We start from the raw sequence: 23,279 nt of genomic DNA, 5'->3' as shown, positions 1-23,279 counted from the left end.
AACGCCTGACCCATGAAACGACGCCTTTTGCCGTTTACGGCATTGTTATGCCTGTTATTTTCCTTTGTACATGCGCAGAAAACGGAGGTGCGGAAACATACTTCCACCGCCCCGGTTGTACGGACAACCGTAACGCCTAAACGCAATTATACCCAGCCCGCGAAAACACCCAATATTTCCCTCAAGGTATTCCCCTTGCAATCCGCCCTTCCCGGTTACACCTTCAGCGACCTGGCGCCGCTAAAGAAGGGCCTCTCCGGCGTCAGCATCTTCGGCGCGGGCGAAGGCACGCACGGCACGCACGAATTTTTCACCTTCAAGCACCGCCTCTTCGAATTCCTCGTGCAGGAAATGGGCTACACCGTATTCGCCATAGAAGACGGCATGTACGGCGCCGCCCTCATCAATCAATACATCACAACGGGCCAGGGCGACCCGAAAGACATCCTGCAAAAGGAATTCCACAACGTATTCCAGGTAAAGGAACTGCTGGACCTGATTGAATGGATGCGCAGCTACAACGCCTCCCACGGCAACAAGCTCACCTTCGCCGGCTTCGACAACCAGCAGATGGACAGCTATGTAAGAGGCATCCGCGAGATAGAGGACAGTTACCAGACCAACGCTTTCCGCCGCCTTACGGACTACAGCGCCTCAGAAGGCGATACCGCCGGGCAGGCGATGACAGAAGCAAGGGCCATCGCGGAAAGCATGGCGGAGAATATCCCGGTCCGCCCGCCTCACGTTCATGAAAAAGAATGGGAACAGGCTACCTGGTATTTGCTCAATATCAAAGCGGCCCTGCAGCAATTCACATCCAAAGACTGGCTGCAGGCCATCAACACGCGCGATTCCATGATGGCGCTCAATGTGGAGCGCCTGGCTGCTCAGCATCCCGGTGAGAAGATCATGCTGTGGGCGCACAACGGCCATGTAGGCAACAGGCATGGCGCGGTTGAGGGTTTCAAAACACTGGGCAGTCGCCTCAAAGCCCGCTACGGCGCAGCTTATCAGAATCTTGGCTTCACTACTTCCACCGGCACTTACCGCGCCATGAGCGAGGTAACTTTTAAAATGAAGGAAGATAATACGCTCAGCATACTTGTAGCAGGGAGCATCGAATCGCTGCTGCATAAAACCGGCATGCCGTTATTCTTTTTCTCCACGCATACCCTGCCATTGAAAGGCAGGTTCCGTATGATCGGGTCTGTCGCTTCCAGGGAACAGTTCACCCCGGAACCCGTAAAGCTGGACGAGCTGTTCGACTGGCTGGTATATGCGGATAAAACCACTTTTGCCCTTGGCCTTTAAACGGCAAACCTGCCCCCGCTTTCAAAAAGAAAGGAATTATCGTACTTTACTTTTATGAAACGGATACTGCTGTATTTATGCCTCCAGGCTGGAAACACCCTTCATGCACAGGATAAGGAAAAACCCCTGCCCTTCCTCGATTCTGTGACCAATTTTCACGGCTTCAGCTGTTACGAGGGCCGCTTCGAAGGCCGCAAAGCCTACGTGGTAGTGCCTAACGTAACACCGGCCGAAGGCAAACCCTGGGTATGGCGTTCCCGTTTCTGGGGACATGAACCGCAGGCGGACAGTGCGTTACTGGCGCTCGGTTATCACGTCGTATTCTGCGATGTGGCGGAAATGTTCGCCAACGACGAAGCACTCGGCATCTGGGACCGTTTCTACCAGCAATTGCGCAAGGCGGGCTTTCACCAGAAAGCAGCCATGTTCGGCATGAGCCGCGGCGGATTTTACGCTTACCGCTGGGCCGTGCGTTACCCTGAGCGCGTAGCCTGCGTGTATGCTGACGCTCCCGTGCTGGACATCCGCAGCTGGCCGCTGGGCGAAGGGAAAGGGCCCGGCAGCGCCGCGGTTTGGGAAACATTCAAAAACGACTTCGGGTATAAGACCGAGGAAGAAGCCCGCCGGTTCAAAGGCAACCCGCTGGACCTGGTGCCTGAGATCGTGAAAGGCGGCTACCCCATGCTGCACATCTGCGGCGATGCGGACGAAGCTGTGCCCATCGAAGAAAATACCGACCTCTTTGAGCGGAAAGTGTTGGCCGCAGGCGGGAAAATACAGGTGATCCGCAAGCCGGGCGGAAAACATCATCCTCACAGCCTGAAAGACCCGTCTGTAATAGTGACTTTCGTCATGTCTGCCTACAGATAGGGCCGCATGCGTTATCTTTGCCTTTAATGCAAACGAATACCATGTTTCATTTCGGCCAGCGGCAGACACTTGTTATTTCCATCTTTATCATGCTGGTAACTGCATGCCTGCTGGTATGGCGGCCCGACTACAACTTCTTCGACGGCGGCCTCATCACGGCCATCCTGCTCACGATCTTCATCAAAAAGGATGCGCCCACCCGCTTTATGGGCATCGCCTGTACCATACTGGTGGTGGTGATCGCCTGCCTGCCTCATAAAAACCCGAACCTCGCGGAAGTATTCATAGAACACTTTTTTTCGCTCATCCTCGTGATCAGCTCCACCCTGCTGGTACTGTTCCTGAAAAGACTGTACCGCACCATGCAGGAGCTGAACCAGGCGCTGGAAAAGGAAGTGGAGAAAAGGACCGCCAACCTCGAACTGGCGCTGTCGCATCTTGCCTCCTCCCAGGCCGAACTGAAAGACGCGCTGGAAAAAGAAAAAGAACTGAGCGAGATCAAATCCCGCTTCGTGTCCATGGCCTCGCATGAGTTCAGAACACCGCTGAGCGCCATCCTTTCCTCCGCAGCGCTGATCGGCAAATACCCCTCGTCCGACGATCAGCCGCGTCGTGAAAAACACGTGCAGAAGATCAGGGATTCCGTGATCCATTTGAATGAACTGCTGGAAGACTTCCTGTCGCTCGGGCGCATCGAGGAAGGGAAGATACACGTGCACCCGGAAAACATTTCCATGTACAACTTCTCCCACGAAACGGCGGAAGAAGTGCAGGGCCTGCTGAAACCAGGACAGGTGTTGGATGCGGACGTTCAGGCGGAATTGCAGGTAGTGTCGGACAAACGGTTGCTGAAACATATTTTCGTGAACCTGCTCACCAACGCTTCGAAATTTTCTCCCGAAGGAACAGCCATCCACTGGAAGGTCTGGGAGCAGGACGGGCATATCCATGCGATTGTGCAGGATCATGGCATGGGTATTCCTGAAGAAGATAAAGCATACCTGTTCAGCAGCTTCTTCCGCGGCCGCAACGTAACCAATATTCAAGGCACAGGGCTCGGGCTGCATATCGTGAAACGGTATGTGGATATGCTTCACGGCCGCATCGACGTTGAAAGCGAGCTCAACAAAGGCACCAAGATCATTATCAACTTTCCAAATCTTCAGACCAAATGACAGCCACTATCCTGGTAGTAGACGATCACCCCGGCATCCGCGAGAACGTTGCGGAGATACTCACACTGGCGGGCTACAACGCGCTGGAAGCGGAAAACGGCAAACAGGCCATAGAAATGGCGCGGGAAAGACAACCGGACCTCATCGTGTGCGACATCATGATGCCCGAGCTCGACGGCTACGGTGTATTGCACATGCTCCGGAAGTACCCCGAAACGGAACATATCCCTTTCATTTTCGTGACCGCCAAAACCGACCGCAGCGATTTCAGGAAAGGCATGGAAATGGGCGCCGACGATTATATCACCAAACCCTTCGAAGATGTGGAACTGCTTACAGCCGTTGAAACGCGGCTGAAAAAACAACAGTTCCTCCAGGAAAAATTCGCGGCTTCGCAAACGCAGTCCATCGGCACCATGTTGCAGGACTGGCAGGCCTCCGGCCTCCTTCAGCTGAACCTGGATGCTTACGATGTGTTGCCGTTCTCCAAAAAACAACCCGTTTACCGCGAAGGCAAACATCCGCAGTTCCTGTATTATGTGAAAAGCGGCAAAGTAAAGGCCTACCGCATGAACGACGACGGCAAGGAGTACATCACCAATCTATTCAGCGCCGGCGATTATTTCGGCTACGTTCCGCTGCTGGAAGACCATCCCTACGAAGAGAACGCCGAAGCGCTGGACAATACCGAACTGGTGCAGATCCCGAAAGAAGTGTTCCTCGAACAGCTGCTGAACGATATCAGCGTGGCGCGCACTTTCATCAAACGCATCGCCACTGAAGTGAGAGAAAAGGAAGACCGCCTGCTGCAGCTGGCCTACGATTCGCTGCGCAAACGCGTGGCTAACGGCCTGCTGGCCATCCACGACAAGCTGCACCTGGAGCAGCAGCCCGATGCGCTGATAGAGCTCTCCCGCGACGATATTGCACGCTTCGTTGGCACCGCCACCGAATCGCTGATACGGACGCTGAGTGATTTTAAATCGGAAAAGCTCATCGAAATGCAGGGCACGCGCATCAGGATCGTGCAGCCGGAATTGCTGAGGAAGTTATTGTATTGATAAAACGAAGGGTGGTCCGAATGACCGCCCTCTTTATTTGATAACGTTAAAAACCGCTTCTTTCACATCGCGGCTGTTAGCTCCTACCTGTACCCTGAACTCGCCCGGCTCCCAGGTGTATTGCATGTTGCGGTCGTAGAACTTCAGGTCGTCTGTACTGATGGTGAACACCACTTCCTGCGTGGCGCCCTTTTTGAGAAATATTTTTTGAAATCCTTTCAGTTCCTTCAATGGCCGGTTCACACTGGCCGTCACGTCGCGGATGTAGAGCTGCACTACTTCTTCACCATCGTAATCGCCTTCGTTGGACACGGTTACGCTCACTTTTAATTTTTCGGCAGCCCGGATAGAATTTTTGCTGATGCGGATATCGCTGTATACAAATTTCGTATAGCTGAGACCGTAACCGAATGGATAAAGCGGTTCATTGCTCACATCCAGGTATTTGGAAGTGTATTTATTGTTCGGGTCCAGCGGCCGGCCGGTGTTTTTGCGGTTGTAGTAGATGGGTATCTGCCCGGTATTGCGGGGGAAGGTCATGGTGAGCTTGCCGGAAGGATTGTATTCCCCAAGCAGCACGTCTGCAATGGCATTGCCGGCTTCGGTGCCAAGGAACCAGGTTTCCAGGATGGCGGGCACATGCTGGTCTTCCCATTCCAGCGCCAGCGGGCGGCCGTTCATCAATACCAGCACAACGGGTTTGCCTGTACGCAACACGGCTTCCATCAGGCGTTTCTGGCTGTGAGGAATGCCAATGTCCGACCGGCTGGCGGCTTCTCCGCTCATGCCCTGGCTTTCGCCCAGCGCCAGTATTACCAGGTCCGACCGCTGCGCAAGGTCCAGCGCTTCTTTTTCCATGGCTGCCGCGTTGCCGGCCGGGATGTTCAGCTTGCCCAGCAACACGCTGTCGTCCGTCACATTCGCGCCTTGTGCATAAGTAACGTTCAGGTTCTTTGCTTTGAGGCCCTGCAGGAGGGTAACGGCCTTTTTAAAATCCCCGGCGGCAGACCAGTTGCCGATCATATCTTTCTGAGAATCGCCCAGCGGGCCTATCAGCGCAATGTTTCCTTGCGGCTTCAGCGGAAGGAGGCCGCCGTCGTTTTTCAGCAATACAATGGAACGCTGCGATATTTCGCGGGCCGCTTTCAGTTTCTCCGGGCTCATGATCACCTCTTTCGCCTTCGCAGAATCGTTGTAGCGGTAAGGGTCTTTGAACAATCCCAGCTTGTATTTCGCTTCCAGCACACGGTACACTGCCTGGTCGATGGCCTGTATGCTGATCTTTTTATCCGTCACCAATTTTTTCAGCTGCGTGGCATATACGCTACCCTGCATATCCATGTCCACACCGGCTTTCAGCGCCAGCTCGCCCGCCTCGTATTCATTCTTCACGATCCCATGGTTGATCATTTCGTTGATGGACGTGTAATCCGTTACAATGAAGCCTTTGAAGCCCCATTCCTTCCGCAGCAGGTCTGTGAGCAACCATTTGTTGCCCGTGGCGGGAATGCCGTCGATTTCGTTGAAGGAAGTCATGACCGAAGCTACGCCCGCATCCACGGCGGCTTTATAGGGAGGAAGATAGAACTGGTACATCTGGCGGCGGCTCATGTCTACCGTGTTATAATCCCTGCCGGCTTCAATGGCGCCGTAGAGCGCGAAGTGTTTTACGCAGGCCAGCAGCGTATTTGGAGCGGAGAGGTCTGTGCCCTGGTAACCGCGCACTTTGGCTTTAGCTATCTGCACGCCCAGCCAGGTATCTTCCCCAACACCTTCGGCCACCCGCCCCCAGCGCGGGTCGCGGGCAATGTCTACCATAGGCGAATAGGTCCAATGCAAACCGTCGGCGCTGGCTTCTTCCGCCGCGATCCTGGCGCTCCTTTCCATCTGGCCGAGGTCCCAGGTGCAGGCTTCGCCGAGGGGAATGGGGAAAATGGTCTTATGCCCGTGGATCACATCGTAACCGAAAAGCAGCGGGATCTTCAGCCGCGTTTTTAAGGCCATATCCTGCAACATACGCGTGTATTGCGGTGTGTAGGCGTTGAAAATGGCGCCGCATGCGCCGCTGAGAATGTCCTGCTTATAATTTTCCTTCATGAACGGGCCCGTTACATCCATGTCGCTGGTGAGCAGGTTCAGCTGCCCGATCTTTTCCTCCAGCGTCATTTTTTGCAGCAGGCTGCGGAGGAAGGTTTGTTGCGGCTGCTGTGCATGTGCAGTAACGGACATAAGCAGGCATATGGTGAGGATGAGTTTCATAAAAAACCGGCGTTGACTTCTTAATCAACGCCGGTTAAAAGTGCTTTGTTCAGTCCGTATGGCTGTATTTATTTTTCAGCCCAGTTATCCGTGCGGAACGGGGTCACCGGCAGGCCTTCCTTGCTGAAAACATTGCTGATCGCGGTATTCGTGAACGAAAAGCGGACGGCTTCCGGTTGTTTCACCGCTTTGGCAGATACAACGGCCGTATTCCCTACGATTTTCACATCCGCCGGCCAAAACTGTTTGTCCGCCCCGGCGATGTAGAACTGTGTGGCCTTGCCGCCGTTCACTTTCAAGCCGTTCTCCGCGTTTTTGAAATACACCACGATCTTCCCGTTGCGCTGTTCCATCTTTTCGTATACGGGACTCTTATAAGCAATGCCGCTTTTGCCGTAATGATCGCCCAGCGCCCAGTTGGCAAGGCGCAGGCCCACATCGGCCTTGTTTTGCGGGTGGATGTTGCTGGTATCGTCCACCAGGTCCGTAATTACAGCCATACCGGTGTGCGGGTAGCCAAGGGTAGCGGTTTGCGCTTCGCGGAGCAGCGCACCTTTAATGGTCTCTTTGCCGTAATTGTATGGGGCGATCTGCACATAGTAGAATGGAAACTCCCGCCCCCAGGCTTTCCGCCAGGAACCGATCAGGCTCCTCATCAGCGGGTCGTAGGTGGATGCGGTGCCGGAATTGCTCTCGCCCTGATACCAGATGGCCCCGGCAATGCTGAATTTGGTGAAAGGCGCGATCATCGCGTTGTAAGTATAACCGGGCAGGTGAGGCCAGTTGTTGCTGGGAGCCAGCTTGCCGGCGGCTTCCAGGAGAGCGGGCTGGGTGGTCACTTCCTCCGCGGGCGTCCACACTTCGGCGGGCGTGCCGCCCCAGCTGGCGTTGATGAGGCCGATGGGTACATCCAGGTCTTTTCTCAGTTTTTTGCCGAAGTAATAAGCTACCGCGCTGAAGCTTTTCAGCGTATTGGAATCACAAAGCGCCCAGGCAGCTTCGGCATCGTCCTGCGGGTAAGCAGCGGTTGTTTTGGGAACGTGGAAGAAGCGGATGTTTGCGTCCGCACAAACGGGCAGTTCGGCTTTGATCTGCTTTAGCCCGTGGTTGCCGGACCATTCCATGTTGCTTTGCCCGCTGCATATCCACACTTCGCCGATCAGCACGTTCTGCAGCTTAACGGTATTGCGGCCCTGCAGGGTGATATCATAAGGGCCGCCGGCCGCGGGCGTCTTCACTTTGAGCTGCCATTTGGCGTCGCGGGTGGTTACCACGGAATCCAGCCTGCCGTTCCACGAAGTGGTCACCCTGATCTTTTCACCAGGCGCGGCCCAGCCCCAGAGCATTACGGAATCGTTCTGCTGGAGCACCATGTTGTTTGCCATGATAGCCGGAAGGCGGATCTGTGCGCCGGCGAATATTGCGCTGCATAGTAAAATGCATGTAAGGAAAGAACGTAGCATGAAATTTCTGAAGTTTAAGCGCATTAAAATAATAAACGGCCGCCAGAAATCATACTTTCCGCGGGAATGAAGGCATATCCCGATAGCGGAAGCCAATGGAGCCCGGCGCGGGACTTTTACCAGAAATTGAGGAACGACGGCGCTTTCAGGCCATAGATATCGAAGCGTAGATCCGTTACCGTGGTAAGCTCGAAATAAAGCCCGGGCACACGGTCCGGCGTTCTGGGGTAATAATACACGGCCGCCTTGAGGGTATTCAGCGAAAGGTTCTCGTTCCTGATGCGGACGCCCAAACCAAACCCGGTGTACACGGGGTTTTCCACGAGGTAACTTTTTTTGTGCGAGAGCTGCGCGGCTTCTAGGGAGCCGAAAAAGTTGAACTTGAAACCATAGATCTTCCAGGGACTGTAATACACCGTTTCAGAGCGGGCCACCAGGCGATGGAAACCATTGATAACAGATCGTTTGAAACCCCAAATACCCTGTTCCATATTGATGTTCAGCGGGCGGTAGAAATAGTTGTTCGGGTTGCCGAGGTAATCGAGCGTGATAAACTGTCGGAGCCAGGACCGCCTTCCCATGTTCATCAGCTTGCTGTAGTAGCTGGCGTTGGCATGGATCACCATATCTTCAGACACACCGGCCTGCCAGTAGCTGCTGATTCCGGCGCTCAGGCTGAGGAGCCCTTTCAGCCGGGTTTGCCAGAACTTCTGCCCTTCGAGGCCGGTATACAGGCGTTTCCTCCCCACCCAGTTCTCCCAGCCCATAGACGCGCTGCCGTTATAGCCATAGGGAATATCCTCCGTACGACCGAAACCGAAGAAATGGTGCGCCTTGAAGAAGTCCTGCTTGAAGAGCTTGAACTGCCCGAGGTAATAGTGACGGTCATTGTAGATGGGATCGTCGATATAGATCTCCTGGTCAGGCCGCTTGTCGAAGGCGATATTGGAATAGCGGAACAGCAGCGCCATATTGGGTTTGTTATCAAAATGCCCGTCTTTGCCGAAGCGGTTGCGGAAGTTATAGCCGATCCAGCCGTCGAACACCTTGTACATGTAATCGCGGTAGATGGAATCCGGGTAGTCCCAGATATTGACGGAATAGTTCTTCGAGAGCGTAAGCCCCCCGGCTATCTTGGCGGAAGTGCGGTAGAGCGGCCGTTCCAGCCGGAGGTAATAAGATCCTTCGTACACGCCGGTGTCCAGCGGCATGCCTGCATTCAGCTCGGAATAACCGATGGTAACGTCCATAAAACTGCCCATCAGGTTGTATTTGGTGTACTGGGCTTCCGTGCCCCAGGGGCGGGAATAATCTTTATCCCAGCGGAAACCCACCTGCGCGCCCTGCCCCGCGCCAAACAGGTTGTTGTTGCTCACTTTGGCGGCTACGGAGCCGGGGGTCAGCTTACGGAGGTCCACCCCGTATTCGAATACGTCTTTGGTCACCACGAGAATGTCCACAGAATCGGGCCAGGCAGTTTGAATGGCGTGGATGCGGGCATCCTGGGTAAAGGGTCGGTTACGGAGATAACGTTCGTTATCGGCCAGCTCGTAGGCATTGATGGTGTCTTTTTCCCGGAAAAAGAGGTTCTGCCGGATCACCCATTCCTGCGAGTCGAAATGCAGGCGGTTGGCGATGTGGATGAGCCGCATGCTGGTGGAAAAGGTGGTATCGTTGATGTTCCGGGGGCCGAAGGTGGCCACTTTACGGTAATGGATACGACGGATCGCTTTGCCGGCATACGGCAAAAATCCCTGTTCGCTCCTGGTCATGCTACTGTCGTCCGTTGAAGGCGGGGGGTCGTTGTGGCGGGAGATCCTGGATAATACGGAATCCCGGTAACGACGGCTCTTCAGGGAGTCTACATAGGTATTCAGCTTCGAAAACCACTTTTTGCCCTGCGCGGGTATGGTGTCTTTTTTTTGCGCAAAGGCACATTGTGGCAGGCAACACAGTATCAGGTAACAGCTAAGGGCGACTAATACGGTTATTTTTCCTAACCCCTTCAACATTTCTTTTGATCTCAGCAACAATACAAATTTTTAACCAATTAACTGCGGGCCCAAAAAGAAAGGGAAGGCCAAACGCTGCGTTTAGTACACTTCCCTTCCCTCAATTTATCGAAAAATAATGTCAGTATTGTACTGTCACAGTTCTCCCTCCGCGGCCCTGCTGATCAAAAACCCTGAAACGGATGGTTCCCTTTTGCGCTACCGGCGCTGAATACACGGAACTTTTCGCATCGGGCTCCTTTCCGTCAACTGTATAACGGATCACCAGCCCAGGAAGTTGTACGTTGGCCGAAACTTTTCCGTCCGCCGCGCTCACGCCCGCCGTGGGGATGCGGTAATTGTAACCGCCGTTCAGCTTCGCCAGCCGCGGAAGTTCCTTTTTCCCGGCCACATTGGCGAAAATGCTCCACGCTTCGTTGTATCCGGCCTCGTCTTTTGTCCATTCCGGGTCTTTTGCCCAGGCACGCTCCGCCATGCCCAGCAGTTTGGGCAGCATCAGGTATTCCAGCGCGGCAGAGCTTTTCAGGGTTTCGCCCCAGAGCGCGGACTGTATACCCATGATATTTCCCGCGCCGTATTCCGTCAGCCGGTCTTTCCCCGTGAAAACGGAAGCCGGCAGGGCATTGCCTGCATCGTCTTCTTTGGTATTCTTATAAAGGTCCAAAGGAATGAAATAGAAGGGTTTATCTATATCAACATATCCTCCCCAGTAAAAACCGGGCTCGTTATAGTCGCGGAGGTAAGCCATGTCGAAATAATAATTGGCCACGCCGGAGAGCACGACTTTGTAACCGCCGTTGGCCAGGCGGTAGGAAAGATCCTCCATGCCGCCGCCCATTACATTGTTCCACACATCCACCATAAAGTTGCGGGCCCCGAACTCCGGGTTCACGATCATCACATTGCGCCCGTCCCTTTTGGTTTTGCGCATACCGGCCTCTTCCCAGCCGTACAGCTGTAAACCGCGTTGGTTCACGATCCGGGCCACTTTGTCGTAGAAATAGGACCAAAGGTCGTCCGCTGTTTCCAGCGAGGCGCTGGTGTCCAGCAGGCGCTGGCAGGCGGGAGAGCGTTCCCACACGCCCGCGGGCGTTTCGTCGCCGCCCATATGAATAACATCCAGCGGCGCGCCGGCCTCTTTATGCATCGCCACCAGCTCGTCCGTTACTTTTTCAATGAATGTATAAGTGGAAGGCAGCGCCACGTTGAGCACATTGTCTTTCCATTCCTGCACGGAACGGTACTGGCTTTTATCCTCAGGATCGCTGAGTCGGTATTCGCCCGCGGCCTGCGCATTGCCTGCTTTCATGAGTTTTGTATAGCGCGCGTCCATGGCTTTTATGGCGGCACGGGCATGACCGGGCATTTCCACCTCGGGGATCACCTTAATATGCCGCGCTTTTGCGTAACGCAGTATCTCGATGTAATCCGCCCGTGTGTACCAGCCGCTGCCCGTTGTATTGTTCACATCAGGACCGGAACCGTAGGAAGGTTGCAGCATATCCAGCTCATCCACGGTATGCCCGCGGCGGCCGCCTACTTCGGTCAGCTCCGGCAGGCCGGGTATTTCGATGCGCCATCCTTCGTCGTCGCTCATGTGCAGATGCAGTACGTTCAGCTTGTAAAGCGCCAGCACATCCAGGATGCGGAGTATTTCGGCTTTCGGCTGGAAGTTGCGGGAAATGTCTATCAAAAATGAGCGATAACCGAAGCGGGGCTTGTCTTTCACTTCAATGCCGGCGATGGAAATGACTCCGTTGTTGGGTTTGCCCAGCAACTGGCGGAAACTCTGGATAGCGTAGAATACATGCTCCGCATCAACGCCATTCAACATGGCTTTATCGCTGCTTATGCTAAGATGATATGAACCGGGTGAGGAACTTTCTTTCTTCAGGGGCTTCCCCAGCACAATGGAACCATTGTTTCCTTCGGCGGTCTTTACCGGCTTGCCCAGCGCCTCTTTCAGGATAACGGCAAGGTATTCCGCTTCCTGCCTGAATTCAGGGTGATAGGCGATCACATCTCCCGCATCCAGCGTGAACACGCCTTCGGTGTTGCGCGTACTGTCGGGCGTGGGAAATACGCGCGGCAGCTGCTCCAGCGGTATGTCCCTGATCAGGCTGTTGCGTTTGTAAATCTCTTCCGGCGTGGTGCGCACCTTCGTATCGTTTGCCTGGCGGCGGAGCTGCTTGTCGTCTGTAGAAGGCACCACGGTGTAATCCGCGATGGCGTAGCCTTTGGCGGGCGCTTCGTCCCAAACGATATACGGCCCGTCGGGCGCATCGGTGTAATTGGTGACCCAGGCGCCGGATTCAACGTTGATCCGGATAGATTCTCCCGGCGCCAGCCCTTTAAAATTCCCGGTGGGTTTCAGGGTGTAAAGATGCCCGTTCACATGCCCCGGTACCACGGCAGGCGCTGTTTCGGTGCGGAGCGGCGTGGTGAAGCGGATAAAATTGTAGTAAATGGTCCAGCCCGCAGCCGGGAATGTTTTTTTCGTGGTATTGGTAAGGGTAAAGACCGATAAAGTTTTTGCCTCGCCCATAAAACCGTTCTCCTTTACTTCCCATTTGAGCTTCAGCCCTTTCTGTGGGAAAGGCGGCGTTTGCGCGAACGCGGAGAAGGATAACAATAAAAAAATAAACGTGAATCGTTGATGCATATAATCAGGATTTAATTACGGCAATCTCAAAGGAAAGCCGGCTTTGAGCGGGCCGGTTTCCCCGGAAGGCGTAATTACTTGGTAAAAGTTTTATGAATGCTGCCGAGCAGGTAACCTTTAGGATCGCTGGAATATTCCCAGAACATGACGCCGGCCAGCTTATGCCTTTTTACGTACCTGCATTTTTCGCGCACAGAGCGCTCGTCGTCGTAAGTGATAAAGATATTCTGCCCGGGATTCCACAGCCAGGGGGCTTTGGCGCGCCTGTCCCAGTAACGGACATATCCCTGCGTCATCAGGCTGTCTTTCAGGCGGGTGTAACCTCCGCCCCTGGCGCCTTTCAGGGCCTGCTGGTTCAGCCCGCGCTTGTCGCCGGAAGGCAGCTGCCAGGCGCGACCGTAAAATGCGCAGCCCAGCACGATCTTAGCGGCAGGCACGCCCGCGCGCAGGAAATATTGCACGGAACGGTGAGCGGACGCCTCGGTACTGTCTTTCGTAGAGCCGTAAAGGTTAGTATGGTGACCGGCAATGCCGTTCGGGTTCGTTTTGTAATCGTAGCTCATGATATTCACAAAGTCCAGGTACTGCTGGGCTTTTTCCATCTCCGTATGCTCGATAAAATATTTACCGCCGCCCACTGCGGTGGTCAACAGGTATTTGCCGCCTGTTTCCTTTTCAAGGGTATCCAGCGACGCGCGGATGGCCTGGAACATCAGCGTGTAGTTCTGTTTGTCTTCCGGGCGGTAGATATTCCCTTCCTCGCCCGGTACGCCGGGATATTCCCAGTCGATGTCCACCCCGTCCAGCTTGTATTTCCGGATAATGTCCACGGACGTATGCGCAAAAAGCGCGCGGCCTTCAGGCGTGAGCACGGCGTCGGAGAAGTTCTCACTCCAGGCCCATCCGCCGATGGAGATCAGTATCTTCAGCTCGGGATTGCGCGCTTTGAGGGCATTGAGCCTGCGGAAATTCACGGTGTCTGTCCTTTCATTGGTCAGCCATGCCTGGCCGTTCTTCACATCCACGAAGGCGTAGTTGATATGCGTGAGTTTTTCCACCTCGATGGAATCAGGGTTGGCAATGAGACCGCGGAACCCGCCTACATATGCGATCACGACGGGCTTTGCGGGCGGCCCGGCTTTTATGAAAGCCATGCTGCAAATGAGCAGGAAGGTGGCGGCCAGGGCCGCGGCGGCTTTAGCTGGCATGGATGGGTAACGCATAAGGCGGTGGTTAAGCGGGATAAAGATAGTTATATTCAAGAAAAATATTGAGTGTGGAACGATTTTGTGGTTCGGGAAAATGTTATTATTTTGCAACTGATATTTAGTTGCTCATACATCCATTTAAAAATATTCAGAAGATGATTAGAAATTTAACTGGAACCGGAAAAACGGGCGGGTCAAGACGGAAGTTCGTCAATAAGGAACTGAATGTTATTTTACTCCATCAGCCACATCCTGGAAATATTATTAAGACGTACGCCATCAAACAAATCATTGAACACTTGTCAGCAAAAGGATACATCAAAAAATGAATGACATTCTTCAATACAAGGATTATTACGCTTCTATTCACTTCAGCTCTGAAGATGAAATATTTTACGGGAAAGTTCTTGGAATCAATGACCTGGTGAGCTTTGAAGGATCATCTGTGAAACAGCTGAAAAAGGCCTTTCACGACGCCGTGGAGGATTACCTGGAAACATGCAGGGCTTTGGGTAAAGAACCGGATAAAACGTATAAAGGTACCTTCAATGTCCGCATTCCAACGGACTTGCATAAAGAAGCAGCTACATTCGCAGCCCTGAACAATGTTTCCCTGAATGATTTTGTGAAAACTGCCATTCACTATGCCCTTCGCCATAAAAACGATGTCAATAAAGCCTTCCAGGTGAATATTTGAATTGTTTAACAACCCACAGGCCATACACTGTGCGTGCACGGCCTGCTTTGATTTCGGGACCAATTCAATCTTCTTATTGAGGATTCAATGTAAAACGGATGGGAAGATTAAAATACACTGCCACTGCCTGCCCATTCTGCCTCCCTGGTTTCCAGTTCGGCATTTTTTTCACCACCCTGATAGCTTCCTCTTCCAGTCCTGCGCCCTTCTTCGCGCCTACCACTTCCACATCCCTGATCTCGCCGGTGGAGCCTACCACGAATTTGATGAACACGGTTCCTTCTACGCCCGTTTCAGAAGCCATCGACGGATAACGTATATTCCTGCTCAGGTAGTTGGAGAGCGCTTTTTCACCGCCGGGAAATTCAGGCATAAACTGTACAAAGGTTACCGGCTTTTCCCGGTCTACTACTTCCGGCGCCTCCACCACGTTGTTGCCCCCACCGAAGCCTTCAGGCGCGCCATTATCGCTGCCGTTTACGTCGCCGTCCGCTGTTTTCAGTCCGATAGCTACCTCCTGTAATTCACTGTTCTTACGGGGTTCATCTTCAGGGTTCACCTGTTCATTCGGCACCACGGCAAATGTTGTGTGCTGTACTGTAGGCCTGCTGGCGGCGGGTGGCTCAACGCGGGTGGGAGGCGGGATCACAGGGGGCTTTTCGATGAGCGGGTCGATGCGCTCCGGGGCTTCGTAAGGGATAAATGTTTCCCGCACCGGCCCCTCATTAGCCATCAGGCGGCTGCCTACGCTATATCCCCCGATGATCAGCAATACGATGCCGCCCATGCCTATCACGGCGTTGCGTACACGTTTATCGTAGCGGCGGCGCAGGTCATAAGCGCCATAGTCCTTGTTCCTGTCGTTGAAAAGAATGTCAAGGAAGTCTTGTTTGGTGAGTTTGGTTGTTTCCATGGCAGTTTGTTTAGAAGGAAGATGCCGGGAAATTTATTTTCCATAAGGGGCGGAATAAACCATTGAACCTTTTTAACTTAGGATTGTTCTTTACTAGTATTACCGGCTTTTTAACCGAATTTTTTTCCGTATGAGATGCTGGCTCCCCGACATAAACTTCCGTGAAACCTTGCTGACTGTAGTACTCCTGCTGGCCGTAAAAGTGCTTTTTGCCCAACAGGATACCGCCGGCTCCTACGTTTTTTCGCTGGAAGAATGCGTAAAATATGCCCTCAGTAACCAGAACGATGTAGTGAACGCCCGCCTCAGCAGGCAATCCAGCCAGGAGAGGATCCGGGAAATGAGGGGCAGGCTGCTTCCCCATGTGACCGTTACCGGCAACTTTACCGACAACCTGAAACTGCAAACCTCACTGATACCGGACATTGCCAACGACCCGAACAACAAGATCCCCGTCCAGTTCGGCACCAAATTCTCTTCCGCCCTCACCGGCGAAGCCACGCAGACGCTTTTTAACAGCGATTATTTCCTCGGCCTGCGCGCCGCCAAAGTATACGACGAACTTTCCGTACGCGACCTCCAGCGCACCGCCATCGATACCCGCGTGCAGGTGAGCGTCGCTTATTTCGACGTACTCGTGGCACAGGAAGGCATCCGCATTGTGGACGCCAACCTCGCACAATTCGGCAAAACCCTCAAAGACACCAAAGCGCGGTACGGTGAAGGCGTGGCGGAAAGGATAGATGTGGACCGCATACAGGCCAGCTTCAACAGCGTGGAAACACAACGCGCCAATCTTGAACGCACCCGCGAGTATGCCTACGATGTACTGAAATACAGCATGGGCATGCCTCTTAATGCGAAGCTGGAACTGAAGGAAACCGTACAGGACTTCACCAGCACCGCCCTGCCCGACAGCCTGAACTACAGCGTGCTGGACCGCCCCGAATACGCCATGCAGCGCGTACAGGTGGAGCTGAACAGGCTGAACCTCAAAAGCAAAAAACTCGAATTCCTGCCCACGCTCAATGCCTTCGTGAACTATGGTTTCAACTGGTTCGGCGGTGAATTCTCCGAACTGTATAAAACCGGGTATGGCGCTTCGGCGCTGGGCCTGCGGCTTTCCTGGCCTATCTTCGCCGGCACCGAAAGAATTTACCAGGCACGGCAGTACGCCATCACTCTCCGGCAATCCGAAAACGACCTGAACTACCTGAACCAGCAGATACAGCTGCAGGTACGCGACGCCTGGACGCAGTACAAGAACAATTACGCTTCCTTCGTTACCCAGCAGAAAAACATCGAACTGAACCAGGGCGTGTACGACCGTGTGGTGCTGAAGTACGAACAGGGCGTTTCCACCAGCCTCGATGTTATATCTGCCGACAACAATCTCAAACTTGCGCAGAATGAATATATCACCGCACTGATCAATGCCCTTATCAGCAAAGTGAAACTGGACCAGGCCATGGGCAAGATCAAAGTGGAATAAATCAATGGATATGCAATGCACCCGCACCATCTATTTAATGCTTATCCCCTTGCTGGCAGCGGCTTGCAAAGGAAAGCAGCAACAGGCAGGCGGCCCTATGCCACGCCCCGCGGTAACCGTATATGAAGTGAAGCCCACCAGCTACGTGGTGACGGAAAGTTTCCCCGCTTCGCTTACCGGGAATGTGATCGTAGACATACGGTCCGACGTAACCGGCTACCTGGAAGCCATCCGCGCCAAAGACGGCAGCACCGTCAAAAAAGGGCAGGTGCTGTATGAAGTGGATAAAAGCCGCAGCCAGGCCAGTTACGACGAGGCCAATGCTTCCGTGTTGCAGGCCGAAGCCGACCTGGCTCAAAAGAAACAGGACTACGAACGATACGCCAATCTCCTGAAACAGGATGCTATCAGCCGGCAGACGGTGGACCAGGCGCGTACCGCCGTGAAGACCTCCGAAGCCATGCTCGCCGCAGCGAAAGCCTCCCGAGCAAGAACCGGTACGGATATCAGTCATGCCGTGCTCCGCGCGCCCATGAACGGAAAGATAGGCATCGCGCAGCTGCGCATCGGCGACCTGGTGACCGCGGGTTCAACCGTTATCAACACACTCGTGAACGAAGATCCCATTTATGCGGACATCGACATCCCGCAAGGCCGGTACAGTGAATTCGCAGGCAATATAAAAAAGGACGAACAAGGTATCCGGTACTACATTGCTTTCCCCGATGGCAGCGTGCATCCGCAGGAAGGGAAAGTGCTGCTGGTGAATAATGTCGTGGACCCGAGGACGGGCACCCTGCGTGTGCGCCTTTCGTTCCCCAACAAAGGAGAAACGCTCAAATCGGGCATGACGGCGCTGGTGCAGATACGTTACCATACCGAGAACCAGATCGCCATTCCATCTAAAGCCATTGTGGAATTACTGGGAGAGGTGAAAGCATATACCGTGGACCGGAACAACGTGGTGCAGGCGGTGCCCATTGAAAAAGGGCCGATCGTGGACAGCGTCATGATCATCAACAAAGGGCTTACAGCCGGGCAGCGCATCGTGGTGGAAGGCATTCAGAAAGTTAAACCGGGCGATACCGTGAATGTAAAATAAAGGCACATGATCTCTAAAACGTTCATAGAAAGGAAGAATACCACGATCGTGATCGCCATCATACTGGTGATCGTAGGGCTCATCTGCATGGTAAACCTTCCCGTGGCGCAGTTGCCGGACATTGCTCCGCCCACCGTGTCTGTAACTGCCAACTACATAGGCGCCAACTCCACTACCGTGGAAGAAACCGTGACCACCCCCATCGAGAACCAGGTGAACGGTACGCCCGGCGCAATGTACCTGCAATCTGTGAGCGCAAACGATGGTTCCATGAGCATTACCGTCACATTTGAAATAGGCACCGATCCGGATATCTCCACGCTGGACGTACAGAACCGCGTGAGCCTGGCGCTGCCTTCCGTGCCGGATGATGTACGCAGGGTGGGCGTTACCACCAAAAAGCGCTCCAACGACATGCTGATGGTGCTGGCGCTGAACAGCCCGGGTGGCACGCACGACAAGTCTTTCCTCGAAAATTATCTCAACATTTACCTCAAACCCGAAATAGCGCGCATCAACGGTATCGGCGACGTGACCGCCTTTGCCAACGACTACAGCATGCGCATCTGGCTGGACCCGGACAAGATGACCAACCTCAGCATCTCCACGTCAGACGTGGCGAGGGCTATCCAGGAACAGAATACACAGGCGCCCGCCGGCATTATCGGCGCGCCGCCAGCCAATAAGAACCAGGCTTTCGAATACTCCGTAAAAGTAAAAGGCCGCCTGCTCACCGCCGAAGAATTCGGGGACATCATTGTGACCACCAACCCGCAAACCGGTTCGCTGGTGCGGTTAAAAGATATTTCACGCCAGCAGCTCGGCTCTTTCAGCTATGCGATAGACGTTCGGGCGGACGGCATGCCCGGCACCGGGATGGCCATTTACCTTTCCCCCGGCGCCAACGCGCTGGATGTGGCGGAACGTGTGCAGAACCGGATGAAAGAACTGGAAAAAACATTCCCGCCGGACGTGAACTGGCTCATTCCTTTCGAAACGGTTTCCTTCGTAAAGATCTCCATCAACGAAGTGATACATACTTTCCTGGAAGCGCTGGCGCTCGTGGTGCTGGTAGTGTACATTTTCCTGCAAAGCTGGCGGGCCACGCTGGTGCCAGTGCTGGTAATCCCCGTTTCGCTCATCGGTACCTTTATCTTTTTCACACTGCTCGGCTTTTCCATCAATACGCTTACGCTGTTCGGCTTCGTGCTGGCCATCGGGATCGTGGTGGACGACGCCATTGTGGTGGTGGAAGCCGTGCAGCATCACATAGACGTGAACGGCATGTCGCCACGCGATGCCACCTACCGCGCCATGCACGAAGTGCAGGCTCCCGTGATCGCCATCGGCCTGATATTGGCCGCGGTGTTCGTGCCCGTGGCATTTATACCGGGCGTGAGCGGCAAGCTGTACCAGCAGTTCGCGCTTACCATTGCATTCTCAGTAATTCTGTCCGCATTCCTCGCGCTTACGCTCACACCCGCGCTTTGCGCCATTATGCTGAAACCTACGCAGCTGAATGAAAGATCGAGAGGGCTGAATGCATTGCATTTCCGCTTCAACAGGTGGTTCGGCCGGTTCACCGAAAAATACACCCACGGCGTGCGGCGGGCGATCAAACAAACGGCTTTCGTGCTCATCATGCTGGGCATTCTTTTCGGCGCCGCGTTCTACCTGTTCCAAAAAGTGCCTACCACTTTCGTGCCGCAGGAAGACATGGGCGCGCTCTTCCTCGCCCTTGAGCTGCCGGACGCAGCATCGTCCGTGCGCACCAGGGAAGTGGCGGAAAGAGTGAATAAGATACTCTCGGAAGACCCTGCCGTGGCGCATTACATGGGTGTGGCCGGTATCAACTTCGTGGCCGGCGCCAACAAACCCAACTCCGCCACCTGGTTCGTAAACCTCAAGCCCTGGGATGAACGGTACGAGACGGGACAGAACATGAACACCATCATTGGGCGGCTACAGGGCAAGCTGTCGCAGATCACGGAAGCCACCGTATTGGCGCTGCCTTCGCCCACGCTCCGCGGGATGGGTACTTCGTCCGGTTTCTCTTACGTGCTGGAACAACGCAGCGGCAACGACATCATGGAATTCAATAAAGTGCTGCGAGACGTGCTGACAGCCGCCAACCAGCGCCCCGAAATAGCCCGGGCATATGCTTTCTTCAGCGCCGCCACGCCGGAATATAATGTGGAGGTGGACCGCGACCGCTGCAAGCAGCTGGGCGTAGCGGTAAACGATGTGTTCGGTGCGTTGCAAACTTTTCTCGGCGGTTTGTATGTGAACGACTTCACCCGCTTCGGCCGCAGCTTCCGCGTGGTACTGCAGGCGGATACCAATTACCGTAAGAACATCGACCAGTTGCAGTTCTATTACGTGCGCAACCTGAACGGGGAGATGGTGCCGCTGAGCAGTCTTATCAAATATAAGCTGGGAGCGGGTGCGCCGGTGATCAACCACTTCAACCTTTACCGTTCCATAGAGATCAGCGGCACGAGCAAACCAGGCTACAGCAGCGGCGATGCCATCAAGGCCATGGAAGAAGTGTCCGCACAGGTTTTGCCGGCCAATTTCAGCTACGACTGGAGCAATATTTCCCGGCAGGAAATTGAAGCGGGCAACAAAAGCACGCTGATATTCATGCTGTCTATCTTATTCGTATTCCTTTTACTTACCGCCCTATACGAAAGTTGGTCTGTCCCATTTTCCGTACTGCTGGCGGTTCCGGTAGCCTTGTTCGGGTCCATCCTGGCGTTGTGGCTATCGGGACAGGCTAACAGTGTGTATTCCCAGATCGGTCTTATTACGCTGATCGGCCTTTCCGCCAAAAACGCGATCCTGATCGTGGAGTTCTGTAAAGAGCGGGTGGACAAGGGCATGCCTTTGATACAAGCCACGCTGGAAGCGGTCGCATTGCGTTTCAGGCCTATCCTGATGACGTCTTTTGCGTTCATTCTCGGCGTTTTGCCCCTGGTATTTGCACACGGGGCCGGCGCGGCTTCGCGTGTGAATATCGGGTTCACCGTTGTGGGGGGAATGCTGGCGGCCACTGTGCTCGCCATCTTCTCCGTACCGGTGCTGTATGTGCTGATCACGCGGCTGGCATATGGCAAAAAGCGGCTGGCGCAGCTGGAAGAAGAAGGAAAGAACCGGCGGCCGGAAGAAAGCTCACTGCACTAATTCCGTTCTTCCGCATTATCGCGGTCCCAGCCGGCGTCGCGTATCATCATATTGGTGTACGCATCCGCCTGTATCAGCTTTTGCAGTTCCTCGATCCTTTCTTTCATCACATTCACGAACTGCTTGTCTTCACGGTAAGCGGAAAGGCTTTTTAACGACTTCTCATCAAAGCGGCGGAACATGCGCGCGGCGCGCTGGCTTTGGTAAGCCCTTCTGCCCAGCATTTCCAATACGTCGGAAGCCATGCGCAGCGAAGTGTCCACCGTTTCGCGGTAGATGCGCAGCACGCCTTCGTTCATCAGCTCAAAGGCATCGTTGTTATCGGTTGCCCTTACCAGCATTTGCAGGTGCGGGTAATTTTTTTTGACGGTGTTGACCACTTCCAGGTTCTTTTCAGGTGTTGCCATCGCGATCACGATCACGCGGGCCTGTTCCGCTCCTGCGGATTTGAGGAGATCGGTGCGGGAAGCGTCTCCGTAATATACTTTCAGCCCCATTTTGCGCAACAGGTCCACCCGGTCTGAATCCAGATCCAGCACCGTGGCTTTTACGCCGCTGGCACGGAGAAAACGCCCGACAATGGTACCGAAGTGGTCGAAACCGGCAATGATGACCGGGTTGCGTTCGTCTATCTGGTCGGGTTCTCTTTCCCCGTTTTGTTCCGCGGCGCAGCCGAAGCGCGGCTGTATCCATTTCTCAAAAACCAGCATCAGCAAAGGCGTGAGCGCCATGGTTATGGCCACTACGGCCATCATGGAGTTCACCACTTCCTTATCCAGCAAAGATGCGCCTGCGGAAAAGGAAAACAGCACAAAAGCGAATTCGCCCACCTGCGGCAAGGCGAAAGAAAACAGCAGGTTCTGCTCGCGGCTGAGGCGGAATATTTTTCCAAGTCCCAGCAGCACCAGGAATTTGACGAACATGATGCCCGACACCAGGCCCGCGATCAGCAAAGGATGCGTGACGATCAGGTTAAAATCGATCGTGGCGCCCACGCCGATGAAAAAGAGGCCCAGCAACAGCCCTTTAAAGGGCTCTATGTCGCTTTCCAGCTCATGCCTGTATTCGCTGTTGGCCAGCACCACGCCGCCCAGGAAAGCGCCCAGGGCGGGGCTTAAACCCACCAGCGTCATCAGCACCGCGATGGCCACCACCAGCAGCAGGGCCGAGGCAGTGAAAAGTTCCCTCAGCCTCGTGCGCGCCACGATATGCAGGATCGGTTTTACCACGTACCGCCCTCCTATCACCAAAGCGGTCACCGCGCCCAATACGATCAATGTTTTTGCCCATGCCGGCTGGCCCGCGATCAGCGAGCTGCCTTCCTGTGCGGATACAGCCGCGCCTTCCGGCGCCAGCAACGGGAAAATGGCCAGCATCGGAATTACCGCGATATCCTGGAACAGCAACACCGAAAAGGCGCTCTGCCCCGCCGCCGAGCCCATCTGCCCTTTTTCTCCCAGCATCTGCAACACGATAGCGGTAGACGATAATGAAAGGATCATCCCGATCACGAGTGACTGGTTCCAGGGCAAACCCGCCAGCACGGCAATGCCCGTGACTATCAGCGCGGTAACGGTCACCTGCAGCCCGCCCAGGCCCAATATGGGAGCGCGCAGTTTCCACAACAGCGAAGGTTCCAGCTCCAGCCCGATAAGGAACAACATCATCACCACGCCGAACTCCGCAAAATGCATCAGGTCTTCGCCTCCATGGCCTATCAAGCCGAGCAGGGAAGGGCCGATGATAATGCCGCCCAGCAGGTATCCCAGCACCGAACCGAGGTTCAGTTTTTTGGCCAGCGGTACAAACACGACCATGGTAGCGAGGTACACCAGCGCCTGGTAAAAAAAGGATTCGTTCGTCATAAAAGC

General features: G+C 54.4%; 16 protein-coding genes. 9 read left to right on the top strand and 7 right to left on the bottom strand.

The genetic code is table 11. The annotated features are described in order from the left end of the window. Positions 1–12 precede the first annotated feature (12 nt). The 4 genes from ACTJIK_RS07460 to ACTJIK_RS07445 are packed head-to-tail and all read left to right on the top strand — an operon-like array spanning position 13 to position 4,417. Positions 13–1,311 carry an erythromycin esterase family protein gene (locus ACTJIK_RS07460; RefSeq protein WP_440645735.1) on the top strand — a complete coding sequence of 433 codons (1,299 nt, stop codon included), beginning with the start codon at positions 13–15 and terminating at the stop codon, positions 1,309–1,311. Positions 1,312–1,365: 54 nt separating this feature from the next. Continuing rightward, positions 1,366–2,181: an alpha/beta hydrolase family protein gene (locus ACTJIK_RS07455; protein ID WP_440645734.1), complete on the top strand. Its 816-nt coding sequence runs from the start codon at positions 1,366–1,368 to the stop codon at positions 2,179–2,181. Between the two features lie 26 nt (positions 2,182–2,207). Then, positions 2,208–3,356: a sensor histidine kinase gene (locus ACTJIK_RS07450; RefSeq protein WP_440645733.1), complete on the top strand. Its 1,149-nt coding sequence runs from the start codon at positions 2,208–2,210 to the stop codon at positions 3,354–3,356. Continuing rightward, entirely contained in the window at positions 3,353–4,417 is a 1,065-nt protein-coding gene (locus ACTJIK_RS07445; RefSeq protein WP_440645732.1) for a response regulator, read from the top strand. Before ACTJIK_RS07450 ends, ACTJIK_RS07445 begins: the two co-directional genes overlap by 4 nt. Positions 4,418–4,450: 33 nt before the next feature. On the opposite strand, the gene bglX is transcribed toward ACTJIK_RS07445, so the two are convergent. The 5 genes from bglX to ACTJIK_RS07420 form a co-directional block, all read right to left on the bottom strand. Further along, positions 4,451–6,676, bottom strand: coding sequence for a beta-glucosidase BglX (gene bglX, locus ACTJIK_RS07440; RefSeq protein ID WP_440645731.1), 2,226 nt, complete (start codon positions 6,674–6,676; stop codon positions 4,451–4,453). 68 nt (positions 6,677–6,744) lie between these two features. After that, complete coding sequence (locus ACTJIK_RS07435) at positions 6,745–8,139, bottom strand: sialate O-acetylesterase (RefSeq protein ID WP_440645730.1); 1,395 nt, start codon at positions 8,137–8,139, stop codon at positions 6,745–6,747. Positions 8,140–8,255: 116 nt separating this feature from the next. Next, positions 8,256–10,169 carry a hypothetical protein gene (locus tag ACTJIK_RS07430; protein WP_440645729.1) on the bottom strand — a complete coding sequence of 638 codons (1,914 nt, stop codon included), beginning with the start codon at positions 10,167–10,169 and terminating at the stop codon, positions 8,256–8,258. 103 nt (positions 10,170–10,272) lie between these two features. Then, complete coding sequence (locus ACTJIK_RS07425; protein ID WP_440645728.1) at positions 10,273–12,813, bottom strand: family 20 glycosylhydrolase; 2,541 nt, start codon at positions 12,811–12,813, stop codon at positions 10,273–10,275. 74 nt (positions 12,814–12,887) lie between these two features. Further along, entirely contained in the window at positions 12,888–14,036 is a 1,149-nt protein-coding gene (locus ACTJIK_RS07420) for a glycoside hydrolase family 18 protein (RefSeq protein ID WP_440645727.1), read from the bottom strand. Positions 14,037–14,176: 140 nt separating this feature from the next. Between ACTJIK_RS07420 and ACTJIK_RS07415 the strand changes: the two genes are divergently transcribed. After that, on the top strand, positions 14,177–14,350 hold the full coding sequence (locus ACTJIK_RS07415; protein WP_440645726.1) for a type II toxin-antitoxin system HicA family toxin: 174 nt from the start codon (positions 14,177–14,179) through the stop codon (positions 14,348–14,350). Next, positions 14,347–14,718 (top strand): type II toxin-antitoxin system HicB family antitoxin, encoded by a 372-nt coding sequence (locus tag ACTJIK_RS07410; RefSeq protein WP_440645725.1) that lies wholly within the window; start codon positions 14,347–14,349, stop codon positions 14,716–14,718. The genes ACTJIK_RS07415 and ACTJIK_RS07410 overlap by 4 nt, the downstream gene beginning before the upstream one ends. Positions 14,719–14,791: 73 nt before the next feature. On the opposite strand, the gene ACTJIK_RS07405 is transcribed toward ACTJIK_RS07410, so the two are convergent. After that, a complete protein-coding gene (locus tag ACTJIK_RS07405; RefSeq protein ID WP_440645724.1) occupies positions 14,792–15,631 on the bottom strand; it encodes a TonB family protein in 840 nt (279 codons plus the stop codon). A 130-nt stretch (positions 15,632–15,761) separates the two neighbouring features. On the opposite strand from ACTJIK_RS07405, the gene ACTJIK_RS07400 reads away from it, so the two are divergent. Genes ACTJIK_RS07400 through ACTJIK_RS07390 form a run of 3 tightly spaced genes read left to right on the top strand, consistent with a single transcriptional unit; the run spans position 15,762 to position 21,408 of the window. After that, positions 15,762–17,123: a TolC family protein gene (locus ACTJIK_RS07400; protein WP_440645723.1), complete on the top strand. Its 1,362-nt coding sequence runs from the start codon at positions 15,762–15,764 to the stop codon at positions 17,121–17,123. Positions 17,124–17,133: 10 nt separating this feature from the next. Beyond that, complete coding sequence (locus ACTJIK_RS07395) at positions 17,134–18,225, top strand: efflux RND transporter periplasmic adaptor subunit (protein WP_440645722.1); 1,092 nt, start codon at positions 17,134–17,136, stop codon at positions 18,223–18,225. A 6-nt stretch (positions 18,226–18,231) separates the two neighbouring features. Continuing rightward, entirely contained in the window at positions 18,232–21,408 is a 3,177-nt protein-coding gene (locus ACTJIK_RS07390) for an efflux RND transporter permease subunit (protein ID WP_440645721.1), read from the top strand. Here the strand turns inward: ACTJIK_RS07390 and ACTJIK_RS07385 are convergent. Continuing rightward, positions 21,405–23,273 (bottom strand): monovalent cation:proton antiporter-2 (CPA2) family protein, encoded by a 1,869-nt coding sequence (locus ACTJIK_RS07385; RefSeq protein WP_440645720.1) that lies wholly within the window; start codon positions 23,271–23,273, stop codon positions 21,405–21,407. The two genes, ACTJIK_RS07390 and ACTJIK_RS07385, sit on opposite strands and share 4 nt — an antisense overlap. Positions 23,274–23,279 lie beyond the last annotated feature (6 nt).

This window comes from Chitinophaga sp. 22620, assembly GCF_052044405.1.
Lineage (GTDB): Bacteria > Bacteroidota > Bacteroidia > Chitinophagales > Chitinophagaceae > Chitinophaga.
Note: the sequence above shows the minus strand (reverse complement) of the source record. Positions and strands in the feature narration are given on the sequence as shown.